23 protein-coding genes are annotated in these 25,530 nt (G+C 37.9%); 8 read left to right on the top strand and 15 right to left on the bottom strand.

Annotated features, from left to right (window positions below; genetic code table 11):
* Positions 1-364: 364 nt before the first annotated feature.
* A complete protein-coding gene (locus tag NST91_RS06240) occupies positions 365-1,396 on the top strand; it encodes a glycosyltransferase family 2 protein (RefSeq protein ID WP_341330466.1) in 1,032 nt (343 codons plus the stop codon).
* Positions 1,365-1,811: a GtrA family protein gene (locus tag NST91_RS06235; protein WP_341330465.1), complete on the top strand. Its 447-nt coding sequence runs from the start codon at positions 1,365-1,367 to the stop codon at positions 1,809-1,811. Before NST91_RS06240 ends, NST91_RS06235 begins: the two co-directional genes overlap by 32 nt.
* Here the strand turns inward: NST91_RS06235 and NST91_RS06230 are convergent.
* The 3 genes from NST91_RS06230 to NST91_RS06220 form a co-directional block, all read right to left on the bottom strand.
* On the bottom strand, positions 1,808-2,983 hold the full coding sequence (locus tag NST91_RS06230) for a D-alanyl-D-alanine carboxypeptidase family protein (protein WP_341330464.1): 1,176 nt from the start codon (positions 2,981-2,983) through the stop codon (positions 1,808-1,810). The two genes, NST91_RS06235 and NST91_RS06230, sit on opposite strands and share 4 nt — an antisense overlap.
* A 348-nt stretch (positions 2,984-3,331) precedes the next feature.
* The gene (locus NST91_RS06225) at positions 3,332-4,636 is read right to left on the bottom strand and encodes an IS91 family transposase (RefSeq protein ID WP_083967595.1); all 1,305 of its coding nucleotides are present in this window, start codon (positions 4,634-4,636) and stop codon (positions 3,332-3,334) included.
* A 111-nt stretch (positions 4,637-4,747) separates the two neighbouring features.
* Positions 4,748-5,461, bottom strand: a complete 714-nt coding sequence (locus tag NST91_RS06220) for an ASCH domain-containing protein (protein WP_341330463.1) — start codon at positions 5,459-5,461, stop codon at positions 4,748-4,750.
* A 722-nt stretch (positions 5,462-6,183) separates the two neighbouring features.
* On the opposite strand from NST91_RS06220, the gene NST91_RS06215 reads away from it, so the two are divergent.
* The 3 genes from NST91_RS06215 to NST91_RS06205 all read left to right on the top strand — a co-directional run bounded on the left by NST91_RS06215 (position 6,184) and on the right by NST91_RS06205 (position 7,896).
* Positions 6,184-6,531 (top strand): gamma-type small acid-soluble spore protein, encoded by a 348-nt coding sequence (locus NST91_RS06215; RefSeq protein ID WP_246006388.1) that lies wholly within the window; start codon positions 6,184-6,186, stop codon positions 6,529-6,531.
* Between the two features lie 144 nt (positions 6,532-6,675).
* A complete protein-coding gene (gene ypzF / locus NST91_RS06210) occupies positions 6,676-6,825 on the top strand; it encodes a protein YpzF (protein ID WP_165918145.1) in 150 nt (49 codons plus the stop codon).
* Between the two features lie 105 nt (positions 6,826-6,930).
* Entirely contained in the window at positions 6,931-7,896 is a 966-nt protein-coding gene (locus tag NST91_RS06205) for a ring-cleaving dioxygenase (RefSeq protein WP_341330462.1), read from the top strand.
* Positions 7,897-7,945: 49 nt separating this feature from the next.
* Here NST91_RS06205 and NST91_RS26290 read toward each other — a convergent pair whose 3' ends face one another.
* From NST91_RS26290 to NST91_RS06185, 5 genes are all read right to left on the bottom strand, one after another.
* Positions 7,946-8,149: a CLC_0170 family protein gene (locus NST91_RS26290; protein WP_440273602.1), complete on the bottom strand. Its 204-nt coding sequence runs from the start codon at positions 8,147-8,149 to the stop codon at positions 7,946-7,948.
* Positions 8,150-8,174: 25 nt separating this feature from the next.
* Positions 8,175-9,407, bottom strand: coding sequence for a Ger(x)C family spore germination protein (locus tag NST91_RS06200; protein ID WP_341330461.1), 1,233 nt, complete (start codon positions 9,405-9,407; stop codon positions 8,175-8,177).
* The gene (locus NST91_RS06195) at positions 9,388-10,494 is read right to left on the bottom strand and encodes a GerAB/ArcD/ProY family transporter (protein WP_341330460.1); all 1,107 of its coding nucleotides are present in this window, start codon (positions 10,492-10,494) and stop codon (positions 9,388-9,390) included. The genes NST91_RS06200 and NST91_RS06195 overlap by 20 nt, the downstream gene beginning before the upstream one ends.
* The gene (locus NST91_RS06190) at positions 10,442-12,169 is read right to left on the bottom strand and encodes a spore germination protein (RefSeq protein WP_341330459.1); all 1,728 of its coding nucleotides are present in this window, start codon (positions 12,167-12,169) and stop codon (positions 10,442-10,444) included. Before NST91_RS06190 ends, NST91_RS06195 begins: the two co-directional genes overlap by 53 nt.
* Before the next feature lie 514 nt (positions 12,170-12,683).
* Positions 12,684-13,289 (bottom strand): alpha/beta hydrolase, encoded by a 606-nt coding sequence (locus tag NST91_RS06185; RefSeq protein WP_341330458.1) that lies wholly within the window; start codon positions 13,287-13,289, stop codon positions 12,684-12,686.
* A gap of 170 nt (positions 13,290-13,459) precedes the next feature.
* Between NST91_RS06185 and NST91_RS06180 the strand changes: the two genes are divergently transcribed.
* Complete coding sequence (locus tag NST91_RS06180; RefSeq protein WP_341330457.1) at positions 13,460-13,948, top strand: hypothetical protein; 489 nt, start codon at positions 13,460-13,462, stop codon at positions 13,946-13,948.
* Positions 13,949-14,017: 69 nt separating this feature from the next.
* Complete coding sequence (locus NST91_RS06175; RefSeq protein ID WP_341330456.1) at positions 14,018-15,025, top strand: DUF3231 family protein; 1,008 nt, start codon at positions 14,018-14,020, stop codon at positions 15,023-15,025.
* A gap of 30 nt (positions 15,026-15,055) precedes the next feature.
* On the opposite strand, the gene NST91_RS06170 is transcribed toward NST91_RS06175, so the two are convergent.
* The 4 genes from NST91_RS06170 to NST91_RS06155 all read right to left on the bottom strand — a co-directional run bounded on the left by NST91_RS06170 (position 15,056) and on the right by NST91_RS06155 (position 20,737).
* Positions 15,056-15,904 carry a MurR/RpiR family transcriptional regulator gene (locus tag NST91_RS06170; protein ID WP_341330455.1) on the bottom strand — a complete coding sequence of 283 codons (849 nt, stop codon included), beginning with the start codon at positions 15,902-15,904 and terminating at the stop codon, positions 15,056-15,058.
* Between the two features lies 1 nt (position 15,905).
* A complete protein-coding gene (locus NST91_RS06165) occupies positions 15,906-17,294 on the bottom strand; it encodes an aspartate aminotransferase family protein (protein WP_341330454.1) in 1,389 nt (462 codons plus the stop codon).
* Positions 17,295-17,464: 170 nt separating this feature from the next.
* Positions 17,465-19,471: a TRAP transporter permease gene (locus NST91_RS06160; RefSeq protein ID WP_341330453.1), complete on the bottom strand. Its 2,007-nt coding sequence runs from the start codon at positions 19,469-19,471 to the stop codon at positions 17,465-17,467.
* Positions 19,472-19,729: 258 nt separating this feature from the next.
* Positions 19,730-20,737 (bottom strand): TAXI family TRAP transporter solute-binding subunit, encoded by a 1,008-nt coding sequence (locus tag NST91_RS06155; protein WP_341330452.1) that lies wholly within the window; start codon positions 20,735-20,737, stop codon positions 19,730-19,732.
* A 380-nt stretch (positions 20,738-21,117) separates the two neighbouring features.
* On the opposite strand from NST91_RS06155, the gene NST91_RS06150 reads away from it, so the two are divergent.
* Positions 21,118-21,546 carry a DUF4064 domain-containing protein gene (locus tag NST91_RS06150; protein WP_121446265.1) on the top strand — a complete coding sequence of 143 codons (429 nt, stop codon included), beginning with the start codon at positions 21,118-21,120 and terminating at the stop codon, positions 21,544-21,546.
* 82 nt (positions 21,547-21,628) lie between these two features.
* Here the strand turns inward: NST91_RS06150 and NST91_RS06145 are convergent, their stop codons facing one another.
* The 3 genes from NST91_RS06145 to NST91_RS06135 form a co-directional block, all read right to left on the bottom strand.
* A complete protein-coding gene (locus tag NST91_RS06145) occupies positions 21,629-22,600 on the bottom strand; it encodes a pectinesterase family protein (RefSeq protein WP_341330451.1) in 972 nt (323 codons plus the stop codon).
* 34 nt (positions 22,601-22,634) lie between these two features.
* Positions 22,635-24,140, bottom strand: a complete 1,506-nt coding sequence (locus NST91_RS06140) for an extracellular solute-binding protein (protein ID WP_341330450.1) — start codon at positions 24,138-24,140, stop codon at positions 22,635-22,637.
* A 205-nt stretch (positions 24,141-24,345) separates the two neighbouring features.
* A complete protein-coding gene (locus tag NST91_RS06135) occupies positions 24,346-25,524 on the bottom strand; it encodes a MalY/PatB family protein (RefSeq protein WP_341330449.1) in 1,179 nt (392 codons plus the stop codon).
* Positions 25,525-25,530 lie beyond the last annotated feature (6 nt).

Below are 25,530 nucleotides of genomic sequence, written 5' to 3'. Positions count from 1 at the left end.
ATTAGAGGGTTTTTCTGACACTTTGGAACTGAGTAACGTACCCTGTGTCGCAACCAAGGGCTCTTTCCGACACTAGGCGAACGGAAGGACATACTCACTGTCGCAATTAGGGGCTCTTTCCGACACAAGCGAATGGAGTGACATGCTCTGTGTCGCAATCAAGGGCTTATTCTAACACAAAGCGAACGGGGGAACATGCTTTGTGTCGCAATCTTACAATCATTTCAATAACACAATTGATCTGGTTGGACAGGACTCTTGAATATCAACCAATTACTACCGTTTAACCTCTCAATTTAGATTTTTGCCAGTAACAAGGTTTCAATAAACATTATAACCAAACTTTTCTTTAGGGGGATTCATCATGAACATACCTTTACTTACAATTGTTGTCCCTTGCTATAACGAAGAGGAAGTTCTTCCTGAATCAATGAAACAACTTAGAGCCCTTCTGGATGATCTTATCGAGGACAAGTTAATTTCCGAAAAAAGTAGACTCTTATTTGTTGATGACGGAAGCAAGGATCAAACATGGTCAATCATTTATAAACAAGGCCTTGTAGATAATAAAATAAAAGGGTTAAAGTTATCCAGAAATGTTGGCCACCAAAATGCCCTACTAGCAGGATTGTTTTCCGCAAAGCGTCAGTCAGATTGTCTCGTCTCCATAGATGCCGATTTACAGGATGATATTGAGGTCATACGTCAATTTCTACATCGCTTCTCGGAAGGTTATGAAGTTGTTTATGGTGTACGTAAAGAACGAAAGACTGATACTTTCTTTAAGAAGCATTCTGCACAAGGGTTTTACAAGTTAATGAAATTCATGGGTGTTAACCTTGTCTATAATCATGCCGATTTCCGCTTACTGAGCAGGCGGGCCGTGGATGCGCTCGAACAATTCGATGAAAGTAACCTATTTTTACGAGGAGTGGTTCCTCTAATCGGCTTTCAATCTACATCTGTCTTCTATGACCGTAAAGAACGAATGGCTGGGGAAACAAAGTATCCATTACAAAAAATGCTCTCCTTTGCTCTTGATGGGATTACATCGTTTAGTGTAACTCCGATTCGCTTAATTTCATTAATGGGGCTGCTTTCATTCTTTGTTAGCTTATTTTTTGGGGGTTACTTTTTTTACTTGAAATTTAGTGGACAAACCCAGACAGGCTGGACTTCCCTTATTACCTCGATTTGGTTAATTGGTGGATTGCAGTTAATTGCTTTAGGCTTTATCGGAGAATATATCGGAAAAATCTATAAGGAAACAAAGCGTCGTCCAAAGTTCGTTGTCGATATCGACACGTTCAATCTAGCAATACCTGAGGAAGAACCAGAAGCTCCGAAAGAGGGTGGACACTTGATTGATTACAGCCCATTATCTGAAACCAACTAACACATTCATCCGCTTTCTCCTAGTTGGACTTATGAATACCATTGTTGGACTATCAAGTATTTTTTTATTTTTGCATGCGGTAGGTCTCTCTTACTGGCTTTCAACTTTCCTAGGAAATTCAGTTGGTGCGATCGTCAGTTATCTCTTAAACCGACGCTTTACATTTAACAGCAATGCCACATTTGGAAGAAGCATCCCTTTATTTATTTTAGTCATTCTGAGCTGCTATTTTCTTTCCTATTCAGCAAGTAAATTCATAGTAGGTTTCATTTTACTACCCTACACAAACGAAATAGCTGTCTTGCTTGGAACAGGACTTTACACAATGCTAAACTACTTCGGACAAAAGCATATTGTGTTTGCGGGACAGAGGGACAAGTCCCTCGTCCCACAAAAAAAAAGCACTTTTGATTAAGTGCTCTTTTTTATGTTTTTTATTGTTTTTCGTAGATAGACAAGGCTAACGCCAAAAAACAGGACCATTAGGATGGCTGGTACTGGAACCTTAGGATTGATATTTGCTGGATTGATTTCAGCGCGGGTATTTAACGCTTCCTTTGGGATATCCATTTTCATCTGTTTTGTTGCAAGAAGTCGGCCATCATCCCCAAGTACCTGTAATACACCTTGGTCGTTCATCGCAAGTTGAACTTTTTCATTTTTCATTTGTGTAAATTTCAGTGGCTTGTTCAAATGATAGCTTTCTTTTTTGTCACCGATAAAGGATTTATCTGCAGCTACTTCTTTTATCTCAAAATTTTCAAAGCCGTAATCTAAAAGCTCAATTGTATCCTCATAAGCAATTTCATTTCGATCTGCTTTTAATACAATCGCTATTAAAGACATTTCACCTTTTTCCGCAGTAGTTGAAAGAGTGAATCGCGATTCCTGGACAAAGCCTGTTTTTCCACCTGTGATTCCTTCATATGGGATTTCACCTCTAAGCATTAAATGGTGGCTATAGAGAGTTGTATCCCAGCTTTCACCATTCCAGGCTAATTCCTTCGTTCCAAAAATCTCACGGAAAAGTGGATTTTCCAAAGCATAATTCGTTATTAAAGCAAGGTCATATGCAGTTGTATAGTGATTTTCATCAAATAGACCATGTGGATTAGTAAAATGGGTCTGTTTGACACCCACTTTCGTTTGCAGGTATGAGTTTAAGGATTTAGCAAATTTCTCCACACTTCCATCAAGATGCTCCGCAATTGCAACACCAGCATCGTTGCCGGAATTAATCAGCAGCCCTTGGATAAGATGTTTTAGGGTAACCTTTTCCCCTTCTTCCAGGTAGACGCGAGTTCCACCCGTTTCATAGGCATTTTCAGTAACTGTGACAATATCGTCTAAATTTCCTGTTTCAATTGCATAAACAGCAGTTGCTATTTTCGTTAAACTTGCAGGATATAATTTCGTATCACTATTTTTCTGATATAGAATTGAACCTGTATTTGCATCTAGTAAAATGACTGAATCACTCTTTATCGTTGGTGCATCAATTTGTTGAGACATTTGAGCAAAAGCTTGAAAAGGCGCAACAAAAGCCATCACAACTACTAGAACCAAAATCATATAAAGCTGCTTCATTTCATTTCTCCCTTTTGGACTTAATGGACATATTTCGTTGCCCCAATATTGTATTATCTATTAAATAGGACAAGAAGTGAGTCACCTCGTCCCACGATTTTACATTTACAGGTATTCGAAAGTCAAATTGATTTTTTGGCGGCATCTAAGAAAAACCGGGCATAGCCCGGTCCTTTTCATGGTTAGAGAATATCCGATAATTTGTACTCTATGCCATGTACCCCTTTATAATACTCAGGATACATTTCACCCCCACATTTTTCACATGCAAACATAGGAGGAGTTGTCGGATCTCCATCATCCATTAAATCGAAATCCCTTACCACGTTAATAGGAATCTCTTCTTTCTCATGACACGCCAAACAAACATAGCTGACGCTCTGTTGCTTGGACTGGTTTAGGCTTATGTTTTTCTTCTTTTTCTTTCCCTTTTTGCGGGTTTTTGATACCGGTGAGATCGTTAATCATCCTTTCTAAATAAGCTCTTGTAGTTTTGCATAAGGCTACCTTTATTTCTAATTTACCATTTTCAAGGCAGACTTCTCCCTTGTATTCATAGTAACATTCACACCTCTGACAAACGAGAGGGTCTTTCTTGCCACTGGCTACTATTCTTTCACGCCACGTCTGGCGACGTAAGGTTTTCTTAACTTTTACAACCCAACGTCTTGCTTTTTGTTGCCAAGTACTCAACACTTTTTTACACAAGTTTTTTGATCTTCTAGAATACATACCGTAATGCCGAATAGTTTTAAATTGCTCGTCTGGGATATGGCGAATTAAACGTGAAATAAATTCTTCGACACTTACGGTTTCGGATTTGTCTTTTCCGTCAGTTTTATCCTTATATTTGAACGTAACGAATTGCCCATCATATGCCTCAATCCGATTGATTCCAATCGCTGGTCGACGAATATAACGGCCAATATAACGAAGTTGTTCTTTTATTTTTCCCCTCTGTTTAGGTGCATACACATAGAAGCCTTCGCCATTATTGGTGAACGCCTTTTGAAGTCTTGGTTGGATTCTTTTCTTTTCTCTTGGTGAAACTCCGTTTCTAATTAATTTTAATACGACCGTTTGCCATTGTTTACGAAGCATCGTAAATGGCAAGAAATCATACTGCTTCCATTCTCCTTTTTCTGTTAATCCACCCATTGTAACTAACATATGTACGTGAGGATTGAAGTTGACCCTTGAACCAAAAGTGTGGAGTCCAGCAATAATCCCAGGTGTTACCTTTGCTTTCTTTTTGAAGAAGTCAGTAAGTAGTCTTGCAGAAGCATCCATTAAATCTTTTAATAGATGTCGGTGAAGGAGAAATACATCTCTTAGTCCTTCATCAATCGTAAAAATTACGTGCCGATGATTAACCTGAAGAACATCTTCAGTAAGTAACCTACTCCATTCTTCACTTTCTCCAACAGAGCACGTGGTACAAAATCGACCTTTACATCGGTAAGGAACCTTTCGCACATCATGACAACCTTCACACACAAATAACTTAAATCCATTTTTGATATCCCCACAATCTCGAAATTTCTCAACCTCCTTAATTACGATAGGGCGGATTTTAGCACCGTGTTTTCTTTTGAAAGCTTCCCAATGTTGGTGTTTATCAAAAAATATTCTTCTCAATATATTGGTCTCCATAAAATGAAAATACCACAGCTTAAATGACTGTGGTAGACCCAAATTTTTATACTTTCTTATCTTTTAAAAAAGACACTCTGCGTATATTACGCAAAGCGTCTTTTTGTATTCTTATTTATGATAGGTGTAAATGGAGCTCCATTCATGAATCAACTGGGTTGCCAATAGGTTATCTTTGGCGTACTTTTCAGCTTTAATCAAGAGTTCTTTTTCGTCCACTTTCCCTTCAAAGACGGGATTTACTTTGTAGTATATAAATGTGATTTCTTCATTTTGTCGAAAACGAACAAATGCCACAAAATCTTTCTCTTTATATACGGAATAAAAGTAATCACTAGCTATCCCAAACAACTCAAAATCTGTCCAATTGGCGACCTTAAACCGTTCCGCCTCGGACATTGGGACAAAGTGTAAATCTATCTTAACATCTATAAAAACGTCCTTAAGTGTAAAATGTTCAACGACTATCACCGTATCTTCATTCAGTTCGTAACCATCCATTTGTAGTGGTTTCTCCCAGCTGAAAATATGATCCTCTATAAATTCATCAAGCGTGGAATTTTCGCCCTGCGCGATTCTTCTACCCACATCACCTTGAATTTCACCAAATCGTATTTCATAAAAATCGGTAATTTGGATGTTTGCCACATGTTCATTCCGCTTCGTAAAAGCTTGTATGATATCGCCTTTTTCGCTTTTTTCTTCATCTGGCAATTGATCATACCAAACCTTTGGGGTACAGGTGACTGTCTTCACACCACGTAGTACTTCTTCAAGAAGTCTTTCATCATATTCATCTCTACCCCAAAAATCGATTCGTTTCATTCAAATCACCTCTTCCATTACTTGAATTATATAATGGATGGTTTGAAATGAACAACAAAAAACTCGGTAAGCCTACTATAGATGTTTTAAAAAAGGCTTTTTCTAACAGATTGTTGTTTTTAAATGTAGGGTGATTTCCGCTCCTGGCACTCGCTTTCCGCGGGCGATCCACAAGCCTCCTCAACGAAATGTGAAGGCGGCTTGCACAGAAACGAGAAAATTGGCCGACTAAAGCGCCACGTCCTGTGGCGAAGTCGGCACTAGCACGTCCTGTGCGTCGGAGACTCCGACAAAGAGGCGTATTTTGCCTCTGAAGGAGGAGTTGAAATTTCTCGAGTTTCTAGCCGCTGCAACTGGACAAGTCGTTATGTCGCAGCGGGGTCTCTTCTTTCTCGCTATTCCCGCAGGACGTTGAATTTGCTTCCTTGAACATACATCTAACGAAGAAAATGCCAGCATTTTCGAGGATCTCGTACCATCAATGAAATCAGTGAATGGACAATAATAACCCCTTGCATAATCGGATCAAAAAGCAACAAAGTTTATGATAACAGCCTTAAAAAATGAGAACAAACAAATCTCCTTATATTCACTGAAAAATGTCACTCTTTTAACATTCTTTTCAATACATTAAAAAGGTTAGTAAGACACAAATTAAGAAAGGATTTTTGAAAGGGAAGGCCTTTTGAGAATCCACAAAAATTCGTCTGGGAGGGTTCCGAATGCAAAACAACAACAATCAACAAATTCCAGCACAGGCTCAAGCTGCACTTAATCAAATCAAACAAACAGCTAAGCAGTTGGCTCAAACAGAGCAAATGAATGCACAGCAGTTCCAACAAAGCTCACCACAAGTGCAACAATCTGCCCCTGGATTTGCTGGACGTGAATTGAATGCTGCTCAGCAGTTAAATCAGATAGAGCAGTCCGCACAGCAGCTCCAACAATCTGTTGGGCAACAACAATTCACTTCAACCGGTTCCTCTTTCAGTACCGAATTTGCTAGCGAAACGGATGTTGCTGAAGTTCGTAAACAGAACCAGCAGTCCCAGGCTAATAAAAATCGCTAGTACACCTACCAATAAAAATACCCTCACACCTGTGAGGGTATTTTTAGCAAGTTAACTGGCTAAATTTCCTACTTCAGGCCTTACATTATAAGAGGCAAACTACTCATACTACAAAATGAAATATTAAGAATGGAGATGAACGAATTGGGAAGGACAAAGCGTGGAAATGCAAATGCACAACGAAATAATAATGCAAAAAAAGGAAATAGAATTAGTGAAGAGCTTGTTGAATTCGCATCCTATACGGAAGTAGAGGCAGAAAAACAAAACGTTCAAAAGAAGAAAAAGAAATAATCAACTTAGGCCAGGGGTTTCCTTTCCTTGGCCTTTTCTATATCATCTATTCTGTGATATAATTATCTTGAATTCAAGATAATTTATTTTATTGGGGGAATGGGCATGCAATTACTAGGCTTACATCATGTTTCGTTACTTACTGGCAAAGCGGAGCGAAACTTTGAATTTTATACAAAAGTATTAGGAATGCGCCTAATCAAGAAAACAGTTAACCAAGATAATACGCAATCCTACCATCTTTTCTATGGAGATGCAAAAGGAAATCCGGGGACCGAAATTACATTCTTCGATATACCTGGGCTTGGACGAACACACCCTGGAGTTTCAAGCATTTCTTCTACTTCACTACGTGTGAAGTCATCTGAATCCTTGCAATTTTGGAAAAAGCGTTTAGCAGAGTATCACATTTCAACTGAAGAAATCACGAAGCGAGCTAGTCGTGATACTATGGCATTTCAAGACTACGAAGGCTCAAGAATCATTCTTGTTGCAGATAATAGCGAAGCGGGAGTTCCTGCAGGTGAACCATGGGAAATAAGCGGTATCCCAGCTGAACATGCGATAATTGGGCTTGGACCAGTCACATTAACCGTTGCCAACGCTGCACCTACCGTGGAAATTTTGACAGATGTAATGGGCTTTCGGAAGGTTGGCAGCTACCCATCGCTTGCAGGTGATTATCCTGAAATCCTAGTCTTTGCAACTGGTGAGGGTGGATCTGGAGCCGAACTCCATATTGAAACACGACCTGATCTACCAAAAGAACGTTTGGGTCGTGGTGGTGTGCACCATGTGGCCTTCCGCATTCCGAACGATGAGGAATATGAAGATTGGGTTACAAAAATAAAACAAACACGCCTTCCCAACTCCGGTAAGGTAGACCGCTATTACTTCAAAGCATTGTACTTCAGAGAACCAAATGGTATTTTATTTGAGCTCTCAACTGACACTCCTGGGTTTGATATAGATGAACCATTGGAAACGTTAGGAGAAAAACTTGCACTTCCTGCATTTTTAGAACCAAAGCGAAGTGAAATTGAATCAAATTTACGACCGTTGGAAATCTAAATGAAGATAGCCCCTAAAATATTTAAAGACTAGGGGCTTGTTTTGATTTTCACCAGAAAATCTGCTGATACGCCCAATTTATTAAAAAGGCAAATATCCCAGCAGTTATATTGAACCATCCTAGAAACGTGCTTATCTTCTTTTCTTTTTGCATGTTCTTAGTTTTATATCCCTTCACATCAAACATGAGTATAAAGACCCCAGTCATGACACATAGTACAACTACGTAATTTAAATACCCAATAAAGATCATATAGTACTCCTTCGGTACGATTAGGCTATTTTGCCTTTGTACCCACTCTTCGAATTTTTGTTGTACAATGAATATCAAAGGTTAAATCCTTGTATACTTCACGCCATTTCTCTTTTGTTTGAATCTTTTTATTCCAGTAAGCAGGTTGTTTTGCTCGGAAGTATTCACCAAATCCAAAAATATCTGATTGTTCATCCTGCATTTTCTTAATTAACCTATTGGTTCCTTCAATTACTCCCTTTGTAGCCTCTTCCTCGATTTTTCGAACAATTTCCGCATTGTTTAAATCGATTCCAACCGCTCCTTCGGCGATTGTACTTTCATAATGAATCTTGATGACAAAATGAGGTTTCCCGTTTCGTAGGGTTGGTATTATTGATGTCCTGCGATGTTCTGCCCGCACAATCACCTTAACATCTGTATCAGGTACTTTAACAAAGACCTCATAACCACCTCTTTTCTCTCCTGTTACAGCCATAAATAAGCCTATTTCAACTGGTTCTGTACGACCTATCATTCGATCATCTTTAAAATACGCTAAACCGGAAATTTGTATATTATCCTCTTTTTTCAATTCAAGATATGGAAGAAACGTATCTTGCCCTTTGCTTTGTAGCCTTGTCCAAAACAAACCGATAAAATCTTCCGGAAATGTACCTAATCTAACAGCATTTTCGACCATTGCAGATAAATATAGAGTAGGGACCCGCTCTAGTTTTGGTGCCACCTCCATAAATTTTTTCGCTTCCCCTTTCGATACCACCATCCAAGCAGTCCTTCTAATCTCAGGATTTCTTCGAAGATAATCGTTAAACCTTTTTACCCCATCCTTCGCAACTTCTTCACTAATGACAATGGTCCGTAGGTGGCCAAAAAAAAGCCGGTCAGCCACTTCTTGTTGAAGCACAGCTATCGTGTCATCTAAGGTATATCCCACTACACTGATTACCCAAAGTGGATTTTGATCTACTCCAGCCCCACCCGTTTGCGGTCCCAGTGGAATTCTTCCTGGAACAGCAATTTGAGCACTTAATCTAATTAGTCCTTCTTTCGGCTTTGGAAATTGATTTCCTAAACCTGTTATTTGAGCAAGGTCTGCACCGTCTGCATCATCAACCTTATCAATTGAAATACCTAAAACCGTCGCTCGTTGTTCAATGTCATCACTATCCCAGCAACCTGTTAAGAATAGACCAGGCACCAAAGCGATAAGTATAATTTTTAAACAAGTTTTCCAACTATGCTTTGATACTCCCACTTTTTTTCACCTTTTTCTTTACAAGGTCTACACTAACTAACAACAAAGGATAACCCACTGTTAGAATCAGTCCTAATCTACCAAATATTTCAATTACATCGTATAAATGCAATATATTTTGTGGAATCATCGCAATCACGAAAACAATCGGCAAAATAAAAAAGGAAAGCATTTTATGATCACGTAATCCAGCCATCTGGCTAATCGAATGAACCGTGAACATATAACTAGAAAACAATGTAGTGAATACAGCTATTACCCACACAGATAAAAAAACAATATCTAATCTCTGAAGAATATTACCTGGTATTGAGGTCGTACGAGCTAATTCAAGGGTCGGCCATAGAAGGTTCGTTATTTCAACAGGGCCAAACACCGCAACAGTTGCAATTACAATTAACAAGTATAAACCACCAGCAATAACCATTCCCCAAATACTAGCCTTGAACGCTTTTCGTGGATGCCGCATAAAGGGAATAATCATTGTAAAAATAAATGAACCCTGAAATAATGCCGCAATGGTAAGGCCTCCAACTAAGTAACTTCCAGGTTCATTTCCTACTACCGGAAGTAAATATAAGCTATTTGCGTTTTTTAAAGACAAAGCAACGATGATTAAAGCAGGTGCCAAAATAAACGGGACATAAAAATTATGGATATAAGCAAAGACATTCATGTCATTCCTTGTAGACAGTGCCGCGAGTATCAGCATCACAATTACAGTCACTTCTAGCGGAGTTTGCTTTAAAATGGCAGTAATAACTACAGCTCCAAACTCCCTCGAAGTTAATCCAGTTAATATTGCAAAAAAGAGAATGATAACAATGTTCGGCACCCTACTTAACCACTTCCCCAGGATGTCTTCTCCATACAAAATAATAGATTTCCTCGGGTGACGAATTCCAAGAAATGTAATCAATCCAAGCCCAGTAGATGCTATCGCTATACCAAATAATGTTACAAGCGGGGCACCTGTATCCGCTGTCCGAACTGCAAAGAGTGGAAGTGCCAATAATCCCACTCCAATTATGGTACTAATTAGAATCGTTGTTGCTTGAATGACTGTTATCTCGCGTGGATATTCCACTAGACTTGTCCTCCTCCCATTTTTCATTCCCAACCATTACTGGATCCAAAGTGTTACTTGTTCCCTTTTTAGATTCTCCCTTTGTTTTTCCTAAACGATCAGAGTTTTGAGAATGTAGCATTTGTGGCCTTTTTGGCATCCACCAGAATGGTGCTCTAATAATGACATCCTTTAAACCCTGGAAATTACCAGGAGTTACTGGGCTCATGTAAGGGACTCCGAAGGATTTTAACGAAAGCATATGATTAAAAATGAAAATTACGCCAATAACAACTCCATAAAGTCCAAAAAAGCCCGCCATTATGACAATTGGAAATCTAAGCATGCGTAGAGCAAACGCTGCATCATATGCGGGAGTAGCAAATGAACCAATCGTAGTCATCGCAATTACAACAACTGTTATTGGACTTGCAATTCCCGCTTCAACCGCGGCTTGCCCGATAACAAGTACCCCTACAATGGAAAGAGCCCCGCCTACCTGCTTAGGTAGGCGAACAGTTGCTTCACGGAGGATCTCCATCGCGACTTCAATGATTAATACTTCTACCACTGCAGGAAATGGTACACCTGCACGTCCACCCGCAACGGCTACAGCAAACTCTGTAGGAAGCAACTCTGGATTAAACGAGATAAACGACACATATAGAGATGGAAAAATTAAAGAAAAAACTAATGCAATCATACGTGCAATTCGTACAAAACTACCCATTAAAAATCGAGAAGAGTAATCCTCAAAGGTTTGATAAAATTGATTAAATACAACCGGAGCAATGATCGAGAACGGTGATCCATCAACTAGAATAGCCACTCTTCCTTCTAGAATACTACCTACTGTCTTATCTGGGCGTTCTGTACTTTGAATCTGTGGAAAGGGAGACATATGATTATCTTCTATAAATTGTTCGATATAGCCTACATCCAAAATGGCATCAATATCAATTTTCCCTAAACGATCCTTCACTTCTTTTACTAAGTCATCAGTTGCAATCCCTTCAAGATAACAAATGGCTGTGGTAGATTTTGATATGCGACCTATTTCCATAATTTCAACGCGAAAGTCAGCAGTTTTTAATCGATTTCGCAATAATGCTATGTTCGTTTGTAATGATTCAATAAAACCCTCTCGCGGTCCTAATATAACCTGTTCTGTTTCTGGCTGAGAGATTGATCGTTTTTCAATATTCTTTACAGCAAATTGAATACCAGAATTAACCCCATCGATAAAAATAAAAGTTTCTCCGCGTAATAGCGCGTTTATGATATTTTCAATACTATCTTCTTTTTTTATTTCAGTATGAAACATGGCCTCATTCAAAATGAAATCCAACACATTTGTTACTGTAAGCTTTTCAAGGTCTGTTTGAACTGGAACATACATTAGTGGCTTCATAATGCCACTGTTAATTGCGTTTTTATCAACAATACTAGAGAAATAAATAATCGCCGCATTAAATTTACCGTACATTTGAAACTTTCGACAAAAGAAATCAGCGTTTTTCCCTAATAGATTTTTCAGTAATTCAATCGTGGTATCAAGGTTTCTACCCAGCTGATCTGTTGGCAGTTCTTCAACCAATTTATGGGGAATCATATTGTCATTTGCTGTCGCAGCTGGTTGTTTTGAAAGTTTTGTACTTCTTCGTTTCGGACTTCTCTTTATAGTAGACCAAGACATTTCGATACCTCTTTCTATCAAATACGCCTTGGCGTATTTGCGCCCGATTTTTTTTAGGCCCACACGATGTGTATCACAAAGACGTTGCCCCAGGACGTAGCGTTCTTAGTCTTTTGATCCTACACTTGAAAAATATCCTTCGAAAAATCGTGACATCCGCCGGAGGCTTTAACTTTATACAGCACTTGGATAAACTCCAAAACATTTTTATTACTCTTTTTTCAATAAAACCCCACTTAGAGAAGTAGAACATGCTGTTTAAAGTTAAAAGAGACATTTTTATATATAATCCTCCATAAATGGTATTTTATTCTTGTAGGAATATTTTGTATGGGATAAGGGAGTAAGGGGCGAGATAGTTTGGCGAAAGTGCGTTGCTATAGGCAATACAATAAATAAGATTTTAAACGCAAATAACCCAAGATTGGTGTCTTCGCAACACAATCTTGGGTCTTAGATCTGTTATTACGCAATTACATACATTAACACGCAATCAAAAAGAAACTACCCAATCTTAGATTTGTTTCTTATACCACTTTGCTGCTGCAGCAACCTCTGTGCCAGTCAGCATATGTCCATTATTTTCCCAATGTACCTCAACGTCTGCGTTTGCTTTCTGTAAAAGGTCTTGTAGGTCAATGGTTTCCTGTGCTGGACAAATTGGGTCATTTTTACCTGCTGTTATGAAGACAGGTGTACCAGTAAGGTCGGGTAACTCTATCCCTCTTCTTGGTACCATTGGATGGTGCAGAATGGCCCCTTTTATGGCATTTTTGTAATGGAACAGTAGGCTTCCAGCAATATTTGCTCCATTTGAATACCCTATTGCAACAATATTATTTCGATCGAATGAGTAAGTTGCTGCAGCCTCGTCGAGGAACTCATTTAATTCTTTCGTACGGAAAATTAGGTCTTCCATATCAAAAACCCCTTCGGCTAAGCGACGGAAAAAACGTGGCATGCCATTTTCAGATACATTTCCTCGTACACTTAATACGGATGCATCTTCATCAATATGTGGTGCTAATGGCAATAAATCTGACTCCGTTCCTCCTGTACCATGTAATAGCAGAAGTGTTGGTTTTGTTTTATCTTTACCTTCTCGGAAAATATGCTTCATCGTATTCCTCCTAAACAAAATGCTTGTTCTAGTATCTCCTAACGAGAACTTAATAATAGAAAAATTATCTTTAATTCAAGATAATATACTAGAATCTATTTGTCAAACCGCAAGCATATAACAAGGACAAGTCTCATATCTTTTTATATACGTTACTAGGGAGGGACGATATGAGTCAAAAAATCATTCTACCATTCATCATACTTACATTATTAATAGGATGCTCCTCACCTTCTAGAGATGCTTCAGACCTATATAGTACCCTTGATCAAAATCTTTCAAAAAAGGATCAGGATATTTTAGAAAGTCTTCAAAGTCATGTTCAAAAATTTACTCAACTTAATAAGGATTTAAATATGCTTTTAGAAGAAATGAAAAAAGAGGATGAATTAGAGGCAGCAGTTGAAACCATGCAAATTGCGAATGAGGAAGCGATGTACATTTTTAATCTAATTGAGCTTGATGATAAACCGAGTAATAAAAGTTTGTACGAGTTAAGAGTTCGCATTCAAGCGTCGATTGAACGATATATGGAAGGCATGAATACTCTGCTTCAGGGGATCATAAATGGGGATTCAAACAAAACAGACGAGGGTTATGATCAGATCAAATCCATTAACAAAGAGTTTGATCAATTATTATCCTATATGGAAGGTTGAATTGTCAAAGAATAGAAATTTTCATTTAACCAATACTACCCATATATGAAGTATTGGGGAGGGTGCCTCATGGAGAAACATAATATTCGTTTATCCAGTGCTGAAATCAGTGGATTATGGACGACTTTAATACAGGCCAGTATGACGATTTGTTTGATTAAATATTTCCTACACCACTTAAAAGATGAAGAAATTAAACCGCTATTAAATGAATCTTTTCAAATATATAGTGGGCAAATGAAAGAGATAAAGCAAATATTTTCGGATGAGAACATACCATTACCTGATATATTTTCGGATGAGGATATTAATTTGTCAGCACCACCACTGTTTTATGATCCTTTTTCTTTAACCTTTGTTTATTCTATGAGTCGAATGAATATGATCAATTTTAGCTTTATAACTTCAAGTGTGGCTAGAGAGGATATTCGATTATTATTTTCTAAATGCTTATCAGATGCTACAACACAATATAATAAAGCGACTGAGTTAATGCTTAATAAAGGATTGTATGACCGACCGCCTATGGTTGTCTATCCTACTGAAAACGAATATATTGAAAAGAAAAGTTACTTAACAAGATTAATCGGTGATAAAAGGCCATTAAATGTCTTGGAAATCACGGATATGTTTTTTAATATCGAACGAAATTATTTTGCGATTGTTCTTTGCATGGGATTCCTGCAGGTAGTAAAGGATAAAGAAATCTTTGACTTTATTAGTGAAGGAAAACAAATATCAGAAAAACAAGTTACTTTTATTAATGACCTTCTAAAACAGGAAAATCTAATGGGAACAACGTCCATTCCAATGGAGGTAACAGGTTCTACGGTTTCACCATTTTCTGATAAACTCATTGTTACACTCTTTCATGCTCTAAATAGTATCGATATTACTCTGCTTGGACATGCCCAAGGATTATCCATGAGGGCAGATTTGGTTGCATTTTACTCAAAAACCATTGGTGAGATTTTCCTTTACGCTGCTAAAGGATTTGGTATTCTTGTTAATCGTAAGTGGATTCAAGAGCCGCCAGCTACGATTGATCGGCTTAAATTACAAAAACATTCAAAGTAAACGACGTGCCCATTCGCACGTCGTTTCGGCTTACCCATAAAAAATTTGAAACCTTTCCCACACTTCCTCTATATCGGTAAGATGTTTTTCAATTTCTTTCCGCTTCTTTCGACCTACTGCTGTTAATAAAGCATTAAGTAAACTTAACGGAGCAACAAATGAATCAATATACGATGGCATCTCACTTGGTGAACAAAGAACAATGTTTGCATATGGAATCAACGGAGAAAGACTCGTATCTGTTATCGCAATTACATTTGCGCCGCGGTCTTTGGCAAACGAAACCGCATCAATCGTATTTTTTGTATATCTTGCGAAACTCAGTCCGATTACAATATCCTCTTCATTGATTCGAAATAACTTTTCAGAAATTCCATTCGGGTTCCTTATTAATTCGGTGTTTTCGAATAATAAATCTAAATAAAACTCCAAAAAAGATCCTAGAGATACTGCACTACGATTTGCGACTATAAAGATTCGTTTTGCATTAATAATAGCCTCGACTGCTTGATGGAATGCCTTTATATCAAATTGGTCTGCCATCTTTTGAATCCGTTTAATTTCGGCCTGAAACATTTCATAAACAGCTTTATCCTCTGAATCATAAATATCCTCAGTAATCTTTAAACGTTCAACGGTGGTAAGCTGTCTTTTTACAGAATCCTGCATGGCTTTTTGCCATTCGGGATACCCACTATATCCTAGAAATGTGGAAAAACGGACAACAGTTGCCTCACTGACACCCGCCATTTTAGCTAGCTGTCCAACAGTAAAAAATGGTACAGATTCCGTATTTCCTAATACGTATTTTGCAATTTTACGTTGTGATTTACTCATTTCAGGTAATTTATTCGTTATATTTTGATACACCTCTTGCATCTTATGAACCGATTCCTTTCACAATTTTAATCGCCTTTTCATGCATTCTAACAGTTTCTTCAATGTCTTTATCTGTATGGACAATAGACATTGAATATCGATTTAATGGTTTTGTATAAATCCCCATCTTTAATAATTCATAATCGACTTTTTCACGGAGTTTCATATCCGCTTTTAACAAGTCACGATAATTTCTAATAGGATGATTTGTATGGACAATATTAAAAATGCTTCCCATCCCAACAGTTTGCATTTCAATCCCATAAGAATGATAAAGTTTTTCGAGGCTTGAACGAAGGTTCTTCGTTTTTTGTAATAATCCTGGGTACACATTATCTCCCTCAAGAACTTTAATCGTCGCTAATCCCGCTGCTAATACAATTGGATGACCATTATAGGTCCCACTATGAAATAGCACATGATCTTTCTTTATAGCCTTTCCACCTGCAGATAATATATCTCCGCCTTTTGTAGGGTCCATTATCTCCATGATTTCTTGATGTCCACCTACTGCTCCAACTGGAAAGCCACCTCCTAAAACCTTTCCCAAAGCTGTAAGGTCTGGCTTTATTCCAAAAATAGATTGTGCACCTCCAAGCGTTAGGCGAAAACCGGTTTTAACTTCATCAAAGATTAAAACGATCCCAAGTTTCTGGGTTAGCTCCCTAAGCCCAACCATAAAACCCTCTTCAGCTGGGATAAATCCACCTTGAACAGGTTCAATAATTACAGCTGCAATTTTATCCTTGTATTTTCTCAATATTTGCTCCGTTGCTTTTAAATCGTTAAAAGGTAGAATTATTGTATTTTCGACGTGATGTGATGATATCCCTTTCGATTCTGGTACAGAGTTCGGCCTGTTTTCATCACCCGCTTCATCAATGGTGGGATTCACACTTACCAAAACCTCATTATAGCCTCCATGATAATGTCCTTCAAATTTTGCTATGGTTGCTTTTCCTGTATAAGCTTGTGCCAATCGAATCGTTAATAATGTAGCCTCTAATCCAGAGTTTGTATAGCGGACCATTTCAATACCGGGAAAATACTCAATTAATTTATTTGCCATTTCAACTTCTAATCTGTGTGGAGCACCAAAAACTGCTGTTCCTGCTGTGGTCAATTGATTATTTACAGCAGCCGTAACCTCTGGGTGACCGTGGCCAAGTAGAAGTGCTCCATAGCAAAGTAAATAATCGATATATTCATTTCCATCGACATCAACCAATCGACTTCCATTTGCTTTTTCCATAAAGATGGGATGAGGTGGAAAATATTTTATGTTTGCTGAAACTCCTCCAGGAATTACAGATTTTGCATTCGTAAATAAATTTGCAGACCCGATAACTTTTTCAGAAATATCACCTTTGTTAGATTGAATCAATGTCAATCGAAAAGCCCCCTCTAATGAAATTAATATTTCATATTTAAAAATAAAGAAATATTAATTTCATTATAAAATGAGACAAGCTTTGAAGTAAATAGGTTATTCAGAGTAAACTCAATTTCTCTAAACATAGCAGAAAAAAAACCACCCTTTTCTAAACGGGTGGTAATAAATTAGTTAAAATACATCGTTGGTGCTTGAATATTTTCTTTAGGTCGGCGAGATTGAATAAATAGAATTGCAAATAATGCAATCACACCTGCAGCTCCAAAATAAATACTCGGTGACACAAGACTTAAGCCTGCAGCGAATAGAATAATTCTCTCCCATACAAATGCCTTGCGTATAAAAAATCCGATCATTGCTGTACTAATGCCAATCATACCAATGATTGCCGTTATGACAGAAATGACCAAGAATGGAACCTTGACGTCAATTAATAGCATTTGCGGATTGATGACAAAGATAAATGGAATAATATAGGCAGCTGTCGCAAGCTTTGTTGCTGTTACTCCCGTTGTAAATGGATTTGCCCTCGCTAAGCCAGCCCCTGCATAGGCGGCTAAGCAAACCGGAGGAGTAATGTCTGCTACGATTCCAAAATAGAAGACAAACATATGAGCTGCGAGTACTGGTACATCTAATCCAAGGATTAATGCGGGAGCAGCCATTGTAGCTGTAACAACATAGTTTGCTGTTGTTGGCAAACCCATTCCAAGGATTAAGCAAGCAATCATGGTAAAGAACAAAGTAAGGATTAAGCTTCCTCCACCCAATGCAATAATACCATCAGCAATACGTCCACCAAGACCTGTTTGAACAACTACTCCAACAATAATCCCCGCAGACGCACAGGCTGCGATAACCGGCAAAGCAACTCTTGCACCTTCCTCAAGTGTTTTAATGACACTTTTTAACGACATTCTTGTATCTTTACGAACAAGACTCACTAAAAATGAGACAAGAATCGCAAGCAATGCAGCACGCATTGGCGTCTTTCCTGTCAGTAATGTATAGAAAATAACGATAAGAGGAAGCAATAGGTAACCACGTTCAAGCATTAACTTCTTCGCTTTAGGTAATGTCTCCTTTGGAACCCCCACAATCCCAATCTTTTTAGATTCGAAGTGAACACCAAAAAATACGCCAAGAAAATAAAGGGCTGCCGGGATAATTGCAACCAACATGATTTGGCTATATGGGATATTTGTATAGGAAGCCATGATAAATGCGGCTGCCCCCATGATTGGTGGCATAATTTGACCACCAGTTGATGCAGAGGCTTCCGCTGCTGCAGCAAACTCTGGTTTATAACCTGCTTTTTTCATCATTGGAATCGTAAACGAACCGGAACCAACTGTATTTGCTACAGAGCTGCCCGAAACCATCCCCTGCATGGCACTTGCTACGACTGCTGCTTTTGCTTGACCACCCGTAAACCGACCAGTGATCGCAAATGCAATATCATTAAAAAATTGTCCAACACCAGTTCGAATTAACATGACACCAAATAATAAAAATAGAAAGATAAATGTCGAGGAAACTTGGATTGGCGTACTATAGATTCCTTTTGTCGTTAAATATAAATCAGTAACCAATGTATTCCAAGAAAAACCACGGTGAGCAAATAGTTTCGTAGGAATCAAGTTACCATACAATGCATAAAGAATGGCCACACTCGATACGATTACAATCGGAAGGCCAACACATCTTCTGGCCGCTTCAAGGACAAGTAATACTCCTAATGTTCCAACAATATAATCTGGGGTTGTATATCCGAATACAATTCGCTCTGAAACCAATTCCTCATAGAAAATAACATTATAATAGCCAACACCTAATGAAATAATGGCTAGGATCACATCGTACCAAGGAATTCCTTTTTGTTTACGATGAAGTCCCTTTTTAATTGGATAAAGAAGAAAGATTAATCCCAATGCTGTCCCTAGATGTATAGGACCCTGAATTCGAGCTTCAAAAGCACCGCGATACCCTGTATAAAGATGAAATAGCGTCAGGCCAACAGCCAAAACGAGTACAATCCATTTCCATTTTCCAAGATTCCTTCGATAGGTACTTTCCCGATCGTATTTTTCTAGGATCTCTTCTGCAGACACACTTTCTTTATTTTGAGTAGGCTCGTTCGAATCCCTCATCTCCTTTTTCTTCCACCAATTCATTCTTACCACCACCTGTAAATCTATTTTATTTGAAGAGTAGGACTTGTTAAAAAAAGGGCCAGAACACATAGTGTTAAGCCCTTCTTCTAATCAAATTCGCCTTGGCGTATATGCGCCCGATTTTAGGCCCACACGATGTGGGTCTTAAAGACGTTGCCACATGATGTGGCGTTCTTAGTCTTTGATCTTACTGCTCAAAATTGCATTTGTCCCCCACTTATAGAAGTAGGGGACTTCCGCTGAATAAAGATAAAGCTATTAATCTAGTATTCCAACTTCTTTATAGTACTTTTCTGCACCAGGATGAATTGGTAAATCTCCTAATCCACTAAGTGCGTTTTCTTTTGTCATGTGGGCTGCTTGAGCATGTGTATTTTCACTTGCGTTTTCCAGCATGACTTTTGCAAGTTGGTAAGCTAATTCATCATCCACTGTGTCTGTATTTGCAACAAGAACAGCGTATGCGGATACAACATTCGCATCCTCTTTTAACCATTCGTAAGAACCTGCTTTAATTGTATAGCCAGTGTATCCACTTGTTTCTTCTACCGTTTTTAATTCATCACCAGTTACCTCTAAGAACTTCACATCTCCAACTGAAGCTTGAAGCTCATCGATACCTGCATCTGGTAATCCAAGTAATCCGAATGAAGCATCAATTGTACCGTCTTGAAGTTTCGATTTTGCATCACCGAATCCTTCTTGGTAGGCATCATAATCGCCATCGTTGATTCCATAAGCGGCTAAAACCGCTTTTGTTGCAGTTTGTGTTCCACTTCCAGGAGGTCCAATCGCAATTCTTTTTCCTTTTAAATCTGCAATTGTCTCAACACCAGTGCTTTCACGTGTAATGATTTGAAGAACTTCAGGGTAAATATGCCCAATAAATGCGAAGTTTTCAACCTTCTTACCTTCGAAATCACCAGTCCCATTAAGTGCATTGTAGGCAGGTAGATTAACAGTCATTCCAAGGTCAAACTCACCATTTGAAATTTTGGCTAGGTTCTCAACAGAAGCGCCTGATTCTGTTGATGTCACGTTCACGTTATCAATATTCTTGTTCCATACATTCGCCATTTCGGCCCCAAGTGGAAAATAGGTCCCTCCTTGGCTACCTGTACCCATTAGAAGATCGACTGTTCCGGATTCAGCGCTGCTTCCTCCTTCATCATCCTTGTCGTCACCATTCGTGTTATCACTGCTACACGCAGCAATGAGTAAAACCAATGCTAGCAGCAAAGTTAGAAATGAGTACTTTTTCAGCATTTGCATTCCCCCTAGTTATATATTTATTATGTAGACCCCCAGAACGAGGTTTACTACCAAACTACTATTTTGTCTTAAATTGGTATATTTACCAATTACAAACCTATAAATCTAGGTTAACATAAATCGTCTCCCGTTTGCAAAATTTTTTTAATATTTCTTTAATACAATGGTAATAATACTTATTAAATATATATCCCTTATTTATTTATGCGTAAATCGTATGAAAAAATTATTTTCACCATTTTGAAACCTTTTTTCTTCTTTTTCGTAAATAAACTAATTCCACTTTTGGAGAGGATTAGGAAGAAAATCAGATTGTATACTATATACTGTATAGTACAATCAAAATGAAACTTTTTTTTAAGGGGGAACTATGTATGAAACGTACTGGTGAATTTGTTTTAACCATTATTGGAGCTTGTTTCTTTGTATTTTTAACTTTATTTGGAATTATGTTTGTAGGTCTTGGTGACAATAATGAGTTCACACAAGAAATGGAGAGTATTGCCGCAGAAGATCCAGCTCTTGAAGGAGTTGATATGGGAATCATTACAGATATGGTTACATCCGGAGGCTGGTATTTCATTATTGTAAGTATTTTAGCCATCATACTCGGAATTGTATCTTTATTTCTTCTTAAAGGGAATAAGCATCCAAAAGCAGCAGGGATTCTTTTAATTGTGGTTGCTGTACTTTCGACACTTGCAACATTCCTAATCTCCATTATTGCGAGTATTCTATACCTTATTGCAGGAATCCTTTGTTTAGTACGCAAAGAAAAGGAAACATTTAACCCTGAATTTTAAGTCTAAAATGCGTATTAACTAAATTAAAAAGGGGCTGTCCAAAAGGTCATGAAAATTGACTTCCGGACGGCCCCTTCATTTGTTATTTACTTACTAGTTCGCTAATCTCCCAACCTTTTAAAACATTTTGTATCGACCAATCTTTTACTGTTTCCTCAAATAATTGTCTTCTTTTCATATGATTAACTGCACCAGGACCGAAGTTTTTATATTCATATAATCGGGCATCCTCAGGTTCTAAGCGCCCGTTCATTGAGGTCCATCCTTCGATGTTAATATGTTCGCCTAGTTCACAATCCTTTATTAGAACACTACCAATGGCATCCGGGTTCCCGCCAGCTGGCCAAGGTCTTCCTAAATAAACAGTCTTTGGTGGTGCATCGCTTGTAAATTTGCTATTCATAATCATTATCCCAAATGGTTCTGAAATTAATGTGCTAGCTGCTGTTACGTACCCATTATCAATCTTTGATCCCCTATCAAGAGAATGGATTCGACATTGATTAAATACAGCCTGAGCTGCACCAAAAATAAAATCGACATCCCCTTCAATATAACAGTTGTAAAAGTACATCGTTCCTTTGTGAACGTATAGGGTATCTTGTTTTCCTAGAAATCTCACATTATTGAAATATACACGTTTGCCTGATGTAAATACAGCAACAGCTTGTCTACCATTAATCTTTACAGGATCAATTTCAAAAGAATCATCATATGAATTTTCCAAAGTAATGTTTTCTACACGGGTGTCATCGGCGAGGAGGTACACTGATGCGCTACCACTTGTACCGATTTTTTCTCCGTTTTCCTTTACTTTCCCGGCAAAATTATCATAGGTAATAATGGTGTTTAACGAACTCTCTCCAACAAGTGAAATTAACCTCCTGTTTTCTGAAATCGTTACCACTTCTTTGTAGGTGCCATTTTTGATATAAATAATTACCGGAAATAGATTATTCTCTGGAACAGAGTTAATGGCTTCTTGAACAGTCTTAAAGTCACCAGTTCCGTCCTGTGATACTACAATTTTATTAGTTTCAACGTTATTTACCAATTTAGTTTCCACCCCTTCAATATGGGTATTTAAACTATTTTTTAATATTTTGATAGGCTTCATTATATTCCTTGATGATCGCGTCTCCGCCTGACTTTTTCCAATCCTCTATAGCAGCCTTAAAGCCATTTAAGTCAATATCTCCAAGAATATACTTATAAGTTGCATCATTTATTTTTTGGTTCAGCATTTCACCTTTTTCAATATAGGTTGCAGAATCCAGGGCAGCTGTTGGATCCATGATTAAATATTGATCATTATCAACCGTTAGTTTTTCTGCTTTTTCTTTAATATCTAGCGTATAAATACTATCGTATCTTCCATTAGTTGTAGGTTCTCCAATCTCGATAGACTGGTATGGTTTTACATCACGTGTTGACAGATCAGTATCTAGACCCAGTGCTTTTCCGTCTTGTAATTCATAATGTTCTCCCTCGATACCCCAGAAAACTAGGTTAGAGCCTTCAGGGCTCATTAGATAGTCAAAGAATTTAAGAATCTCTTTTAATTCTTCTTCTGTTTCTACAGATGATTTTGGGAATAATACAACATTTCCATATCCAGGTAATGCCCAGATACCATACTCTCCATCTGGCCCAGTGATTACATTCGTGATATTAAATGTTGCGTCAGGATTAAGTTCAGTAGTATCAGCGTGAATACTGCTTATATCACCCATCGGTCCAATTACAATACCCGCAGTACCGTTTTTCACCAATGCCCTGTGGTCGTCTTTACTTGTAACAGGAAAATCGCTGTTCATATAACCTTTATTTCGTAAATCTTTCATATAGTCCATTGTTTGGATATATTCATCGAACATAAATTCAGGAAGAAGTTCCCCGTCTTTAACTCTCCAGTTATTTGGAGTACCGTGCCAAGATGAGATAATTTTAAAAGCTCCCCAATATAAATCAGCGAAATCGGAAAGTCCAATTGTGTCATCCTTACCATTCCCATCTGGATCATCTTCAGTAAAGGCACGTGCCATTTCGTAAACATCTTCAATGGTTTCAGGTGTTGAGAGACCTAGTTTATCTGCCCAATCTTTTCTATAGATAATACCTGAACGAGCAGCCGGTCTCCCTTGATAAAGTGCATAAATTTTACCATCAACTGCTGTATTTGCTAGAGTTTGTTCATATAGTTTGCTCAGGTTTTCGTATTCATCTAAATAAGGTCCAATCTCCCAGAACTGTCCATCACGTATGGCTTGTTTAAATTTAATGAATAATGCCTGGTTTTTCAAAAATGTTGCTTCTGGAAGTGTTTCTGTTGCAAAAGCAGTATTAAGCTTTTCTTCATAGTTTGAATCCGGTGTCCAGCTGAAGGTTAAATCAAAACCAGACTTTTCTTCTAGTAGTTTTTCAATCTTGTCTGAAGGTACCTCTGGAGTATGCAGGTTGGCCATCATTGTGATGTTCTTTAAATCTTCAGGATCAGCTGAGGATTCTTTACTTGAACACCCTGAAAAGATAATCGCAACTACTAAAAGCAAACAAGTAATCATGTAAAACTTTTTTACAGCTTTTTTCTTCATTTTTTTCCACTCCTTTTCTAAAATATTTTTTGGGAACGCTTTTAAATATATATAAAACGCTTTATTCTTTTAATAATCATTATGTAACACGTATACATTCAATAGAAAAATCACCAGGTAAATCCAACAATATCTAAGAAGATGATTATTATTCGAATATTAAAAAAGTGGAAAAAGAATAGATCTTTTTCCACTTAGAATCTCTTTATTTAATTTTCTGTTTAACCGCTTGGCTAAATCGTTTCAATCCTTCTTCTAATAAAGCTCTTGGGCAAGCGATGTTGATTCTGGTGAAGCCTTCTCCTTCTTTTCCAAAAATATAGCCTTCGTCAAATGCGACTTTCCCTTGTTTTTGAATGACATGCTCTAGTTCCTTGGCTTCTAGGCCAAGCTGTCGACAATCCAGCCACACGAGATACGTTGCTTCAGGTTCAATCACTTTTACCTCTGGAACATGGGTCTGAATATATTCCTTAAGGAAATTTAGATTTTCTTGTAAGTAGTCCATGAGTTGATCAAGCCATTCGTCACCTTCTTCATAGGCAGCAATAAGGGCGGTTACTCCAAATGTATTGGTCATACTAATGAATGCGTCTTCGACTGCTTTCGTAAATTTCTCTCGGTACTCTTTGTTCGGAATGATGATATTTGATGTTTTTAATCCCGCGAGATTAAAAGTCTTACTTGGTGCCGTACATGTAATAGAATTCTCAGCAAATTCATCAGAAATCGCAGCAAATGGTGTATGCACATTCCCTTTATAAACGAGGTCAAAATGAATTTCATCTGAAACCACAAGGACATTGTGTTTCAAACAAATTTCACCTAGCTTTGACAATTCATCTTTTGTCCACACACGACCGACCGGATTATGTGGATTTGAAAGTATAATCATTTTTACACTTGGATCAATTTTTTTCTCAAGGTCATCAAAATCCATGGTATAACGACCATTTTCAAATTGTAGAGGATTATAGGCGATTTCCCTTCCATTCTTTTCAATTACGCTCATGAACGGATAATAAACAGGTGGCTGTATCAAGATTTTATCGCCAGGGTTAGTAAAGTTTTGAACAATAATATGTAATGCCGGGACTACGCCAGGGCAAAAAGTAATCCAATCCTTTTCAATCGTCCAATTGTGACGTCGTTTCATCCATCCAACTGTTGCATCATAATAGGCATCTGGTCTTGTTGTATAACCATAAATCCCATGCTCAGCTCGTTTTATTAAAGCATCGATGACCGGCTTTGGAGATTTAAAGTCCATATCTGCTACCCACATCGGAAGCATTTCTTTATCTCCAAATAGGTTCTCTACCTCATCCCACTTTATTGAATTCGTCTGCAACCGATTAATTGATTCATCAAAATTATATTTCACGCCTAT

Source organism: Ferdinandcohnia sp. FSL W7-1320, assembly GCF_038050315.1.
GTDB classification, from domain to species: domain Bacteria; phylum Bacillota; class Bacilli; order Bacillales; family Bacillaceae_L; genus Ferdinandcohnia; species Ferdinandcohnia aciditolerans.
The sequence above is the reverse complement of the archived record's forward strand: the minus strand, read 5'-3'. Positions and strand labels throughout refer to the sequence as shown.

What these genes read in the sequence shown, in the direction of transcription:
- NST91_RS06185 (WP_341330458.1), bottom strand. Translation starts at nt 13,289, where the DNA reads ATGAAGCATATTTTCCGAGAAGGTAAAGATAAAACAAAACCAACACTT.
- NST91_RS26290 (WP_440273602.1), bottom strand. Translation starts at nt 8,149, where the DNA reads ATGATCTTTATTGGGTATTTAAATTACGTAGTTGTACTATGTGTCATG.
- NST91_RS06205 (WP_341330462.1), top strand. Translation starts at nt 6,931, where the DNA reads ATGCAATTACTAGGCTTACATCATGTTTCGTTACTTACTGGCAAAGCG.
- NST91_RS06240 (WP_341330466.1), top strand. Translation starts at nt 365, where the DNA reads ATGAACATACCTTTACTTACAATTGTTGTCCCTTGCTATAACGAAGAG.
- NST91_RS06230 (WP_341330464.1), bottom strand. Translation starts at nt 2,983, where the DNA reads ATGAAGCAGCTTTATATGATTTTGGTTCTAGTAGTTGTGATGGCTTTT.
- NST91_RS06180 (WP_341330457.1), top strand. Translation starts at nt 13,460, where the DNA reads ATGAGTCAAAAAATCATTCTACCATTCATCATACTTACATTATTAATA.
- NST91_RS06190 (WP_341330459.1), bottom strand. Translation starts at nt 12,169, where the DNA reads ATGTCTTGGTCTACTATAAAGAGAAGTCCGAAACGAAGAAGTACAAAA.
- NST91_RS06215 (WP_246006388.1), top strand. Translation starts at nt 6,184, where the DNA reads ATGCAAAACAACAACAATCAACAAATTCCAGCACAGGCTCAAGCTGCA.
- NST91_RS06160 (WP_341330453.1), bottom strand. Translation starts at nt 19,471, where the DNA reads ATGAATTGGTGGAAGAAAAAGGAGATGAGGGATTCGAACGAGCCTACT.
- NST91_RS06220 (WP_341330463.1), bottom strand. Translation starts at nt 5,461, where the DNA reads ATGAAACGAATCGATTTTTGGGGTAGAGATGAATATGATGAAAGACTT.
- NST91_RS06175 (WP_341330456.1), top strand. Translation starts at nt 14,018, where the DNA reads ATGGAGAAACATAATATTCGTTTATCCAGTGCTGAAATCAGTGGATTA.
- NST91_RS06150 (WP_121446265.1), top strand. Translation starts at nt 21,118, where the DNA reads ATGAAACGTACTGGTGAATTTGTTTTAACCATTATTGGAGCTTGTTTC.
- NST91_RS06225 (WP_083967595.1), bottom strand. Translation starts at nt 4,636, where the DNA reads ATGGAGACCAATATATTGAGAAGAATATTTTTTGATAAACACCAACAT.
- NST91_RS06170 (WP_341330455.1), bottom strand. Translation starts at nt 15,904, where the DNA reads ATGCAAGAGGTGTATCAAAATATAACGAATAAATTACCTGAAATGAGT.
- NST91_RS06155 (WP_341330452.1), bottom strand. Translation starts at nt 20,737, where the DNA reads ATGCTGAAAAAGTACTCATTTCTAACTTTGCTGCTAGCATTGGTTTTA.
- NST91_RS06140 (WP_341330450.1), bottom strand. Translation starts at nt 24,140, where the DNA reads ATGAAGAAAAAAGCTGTAAAAAAGTTTTACATGATTACTTGTTTGCTT.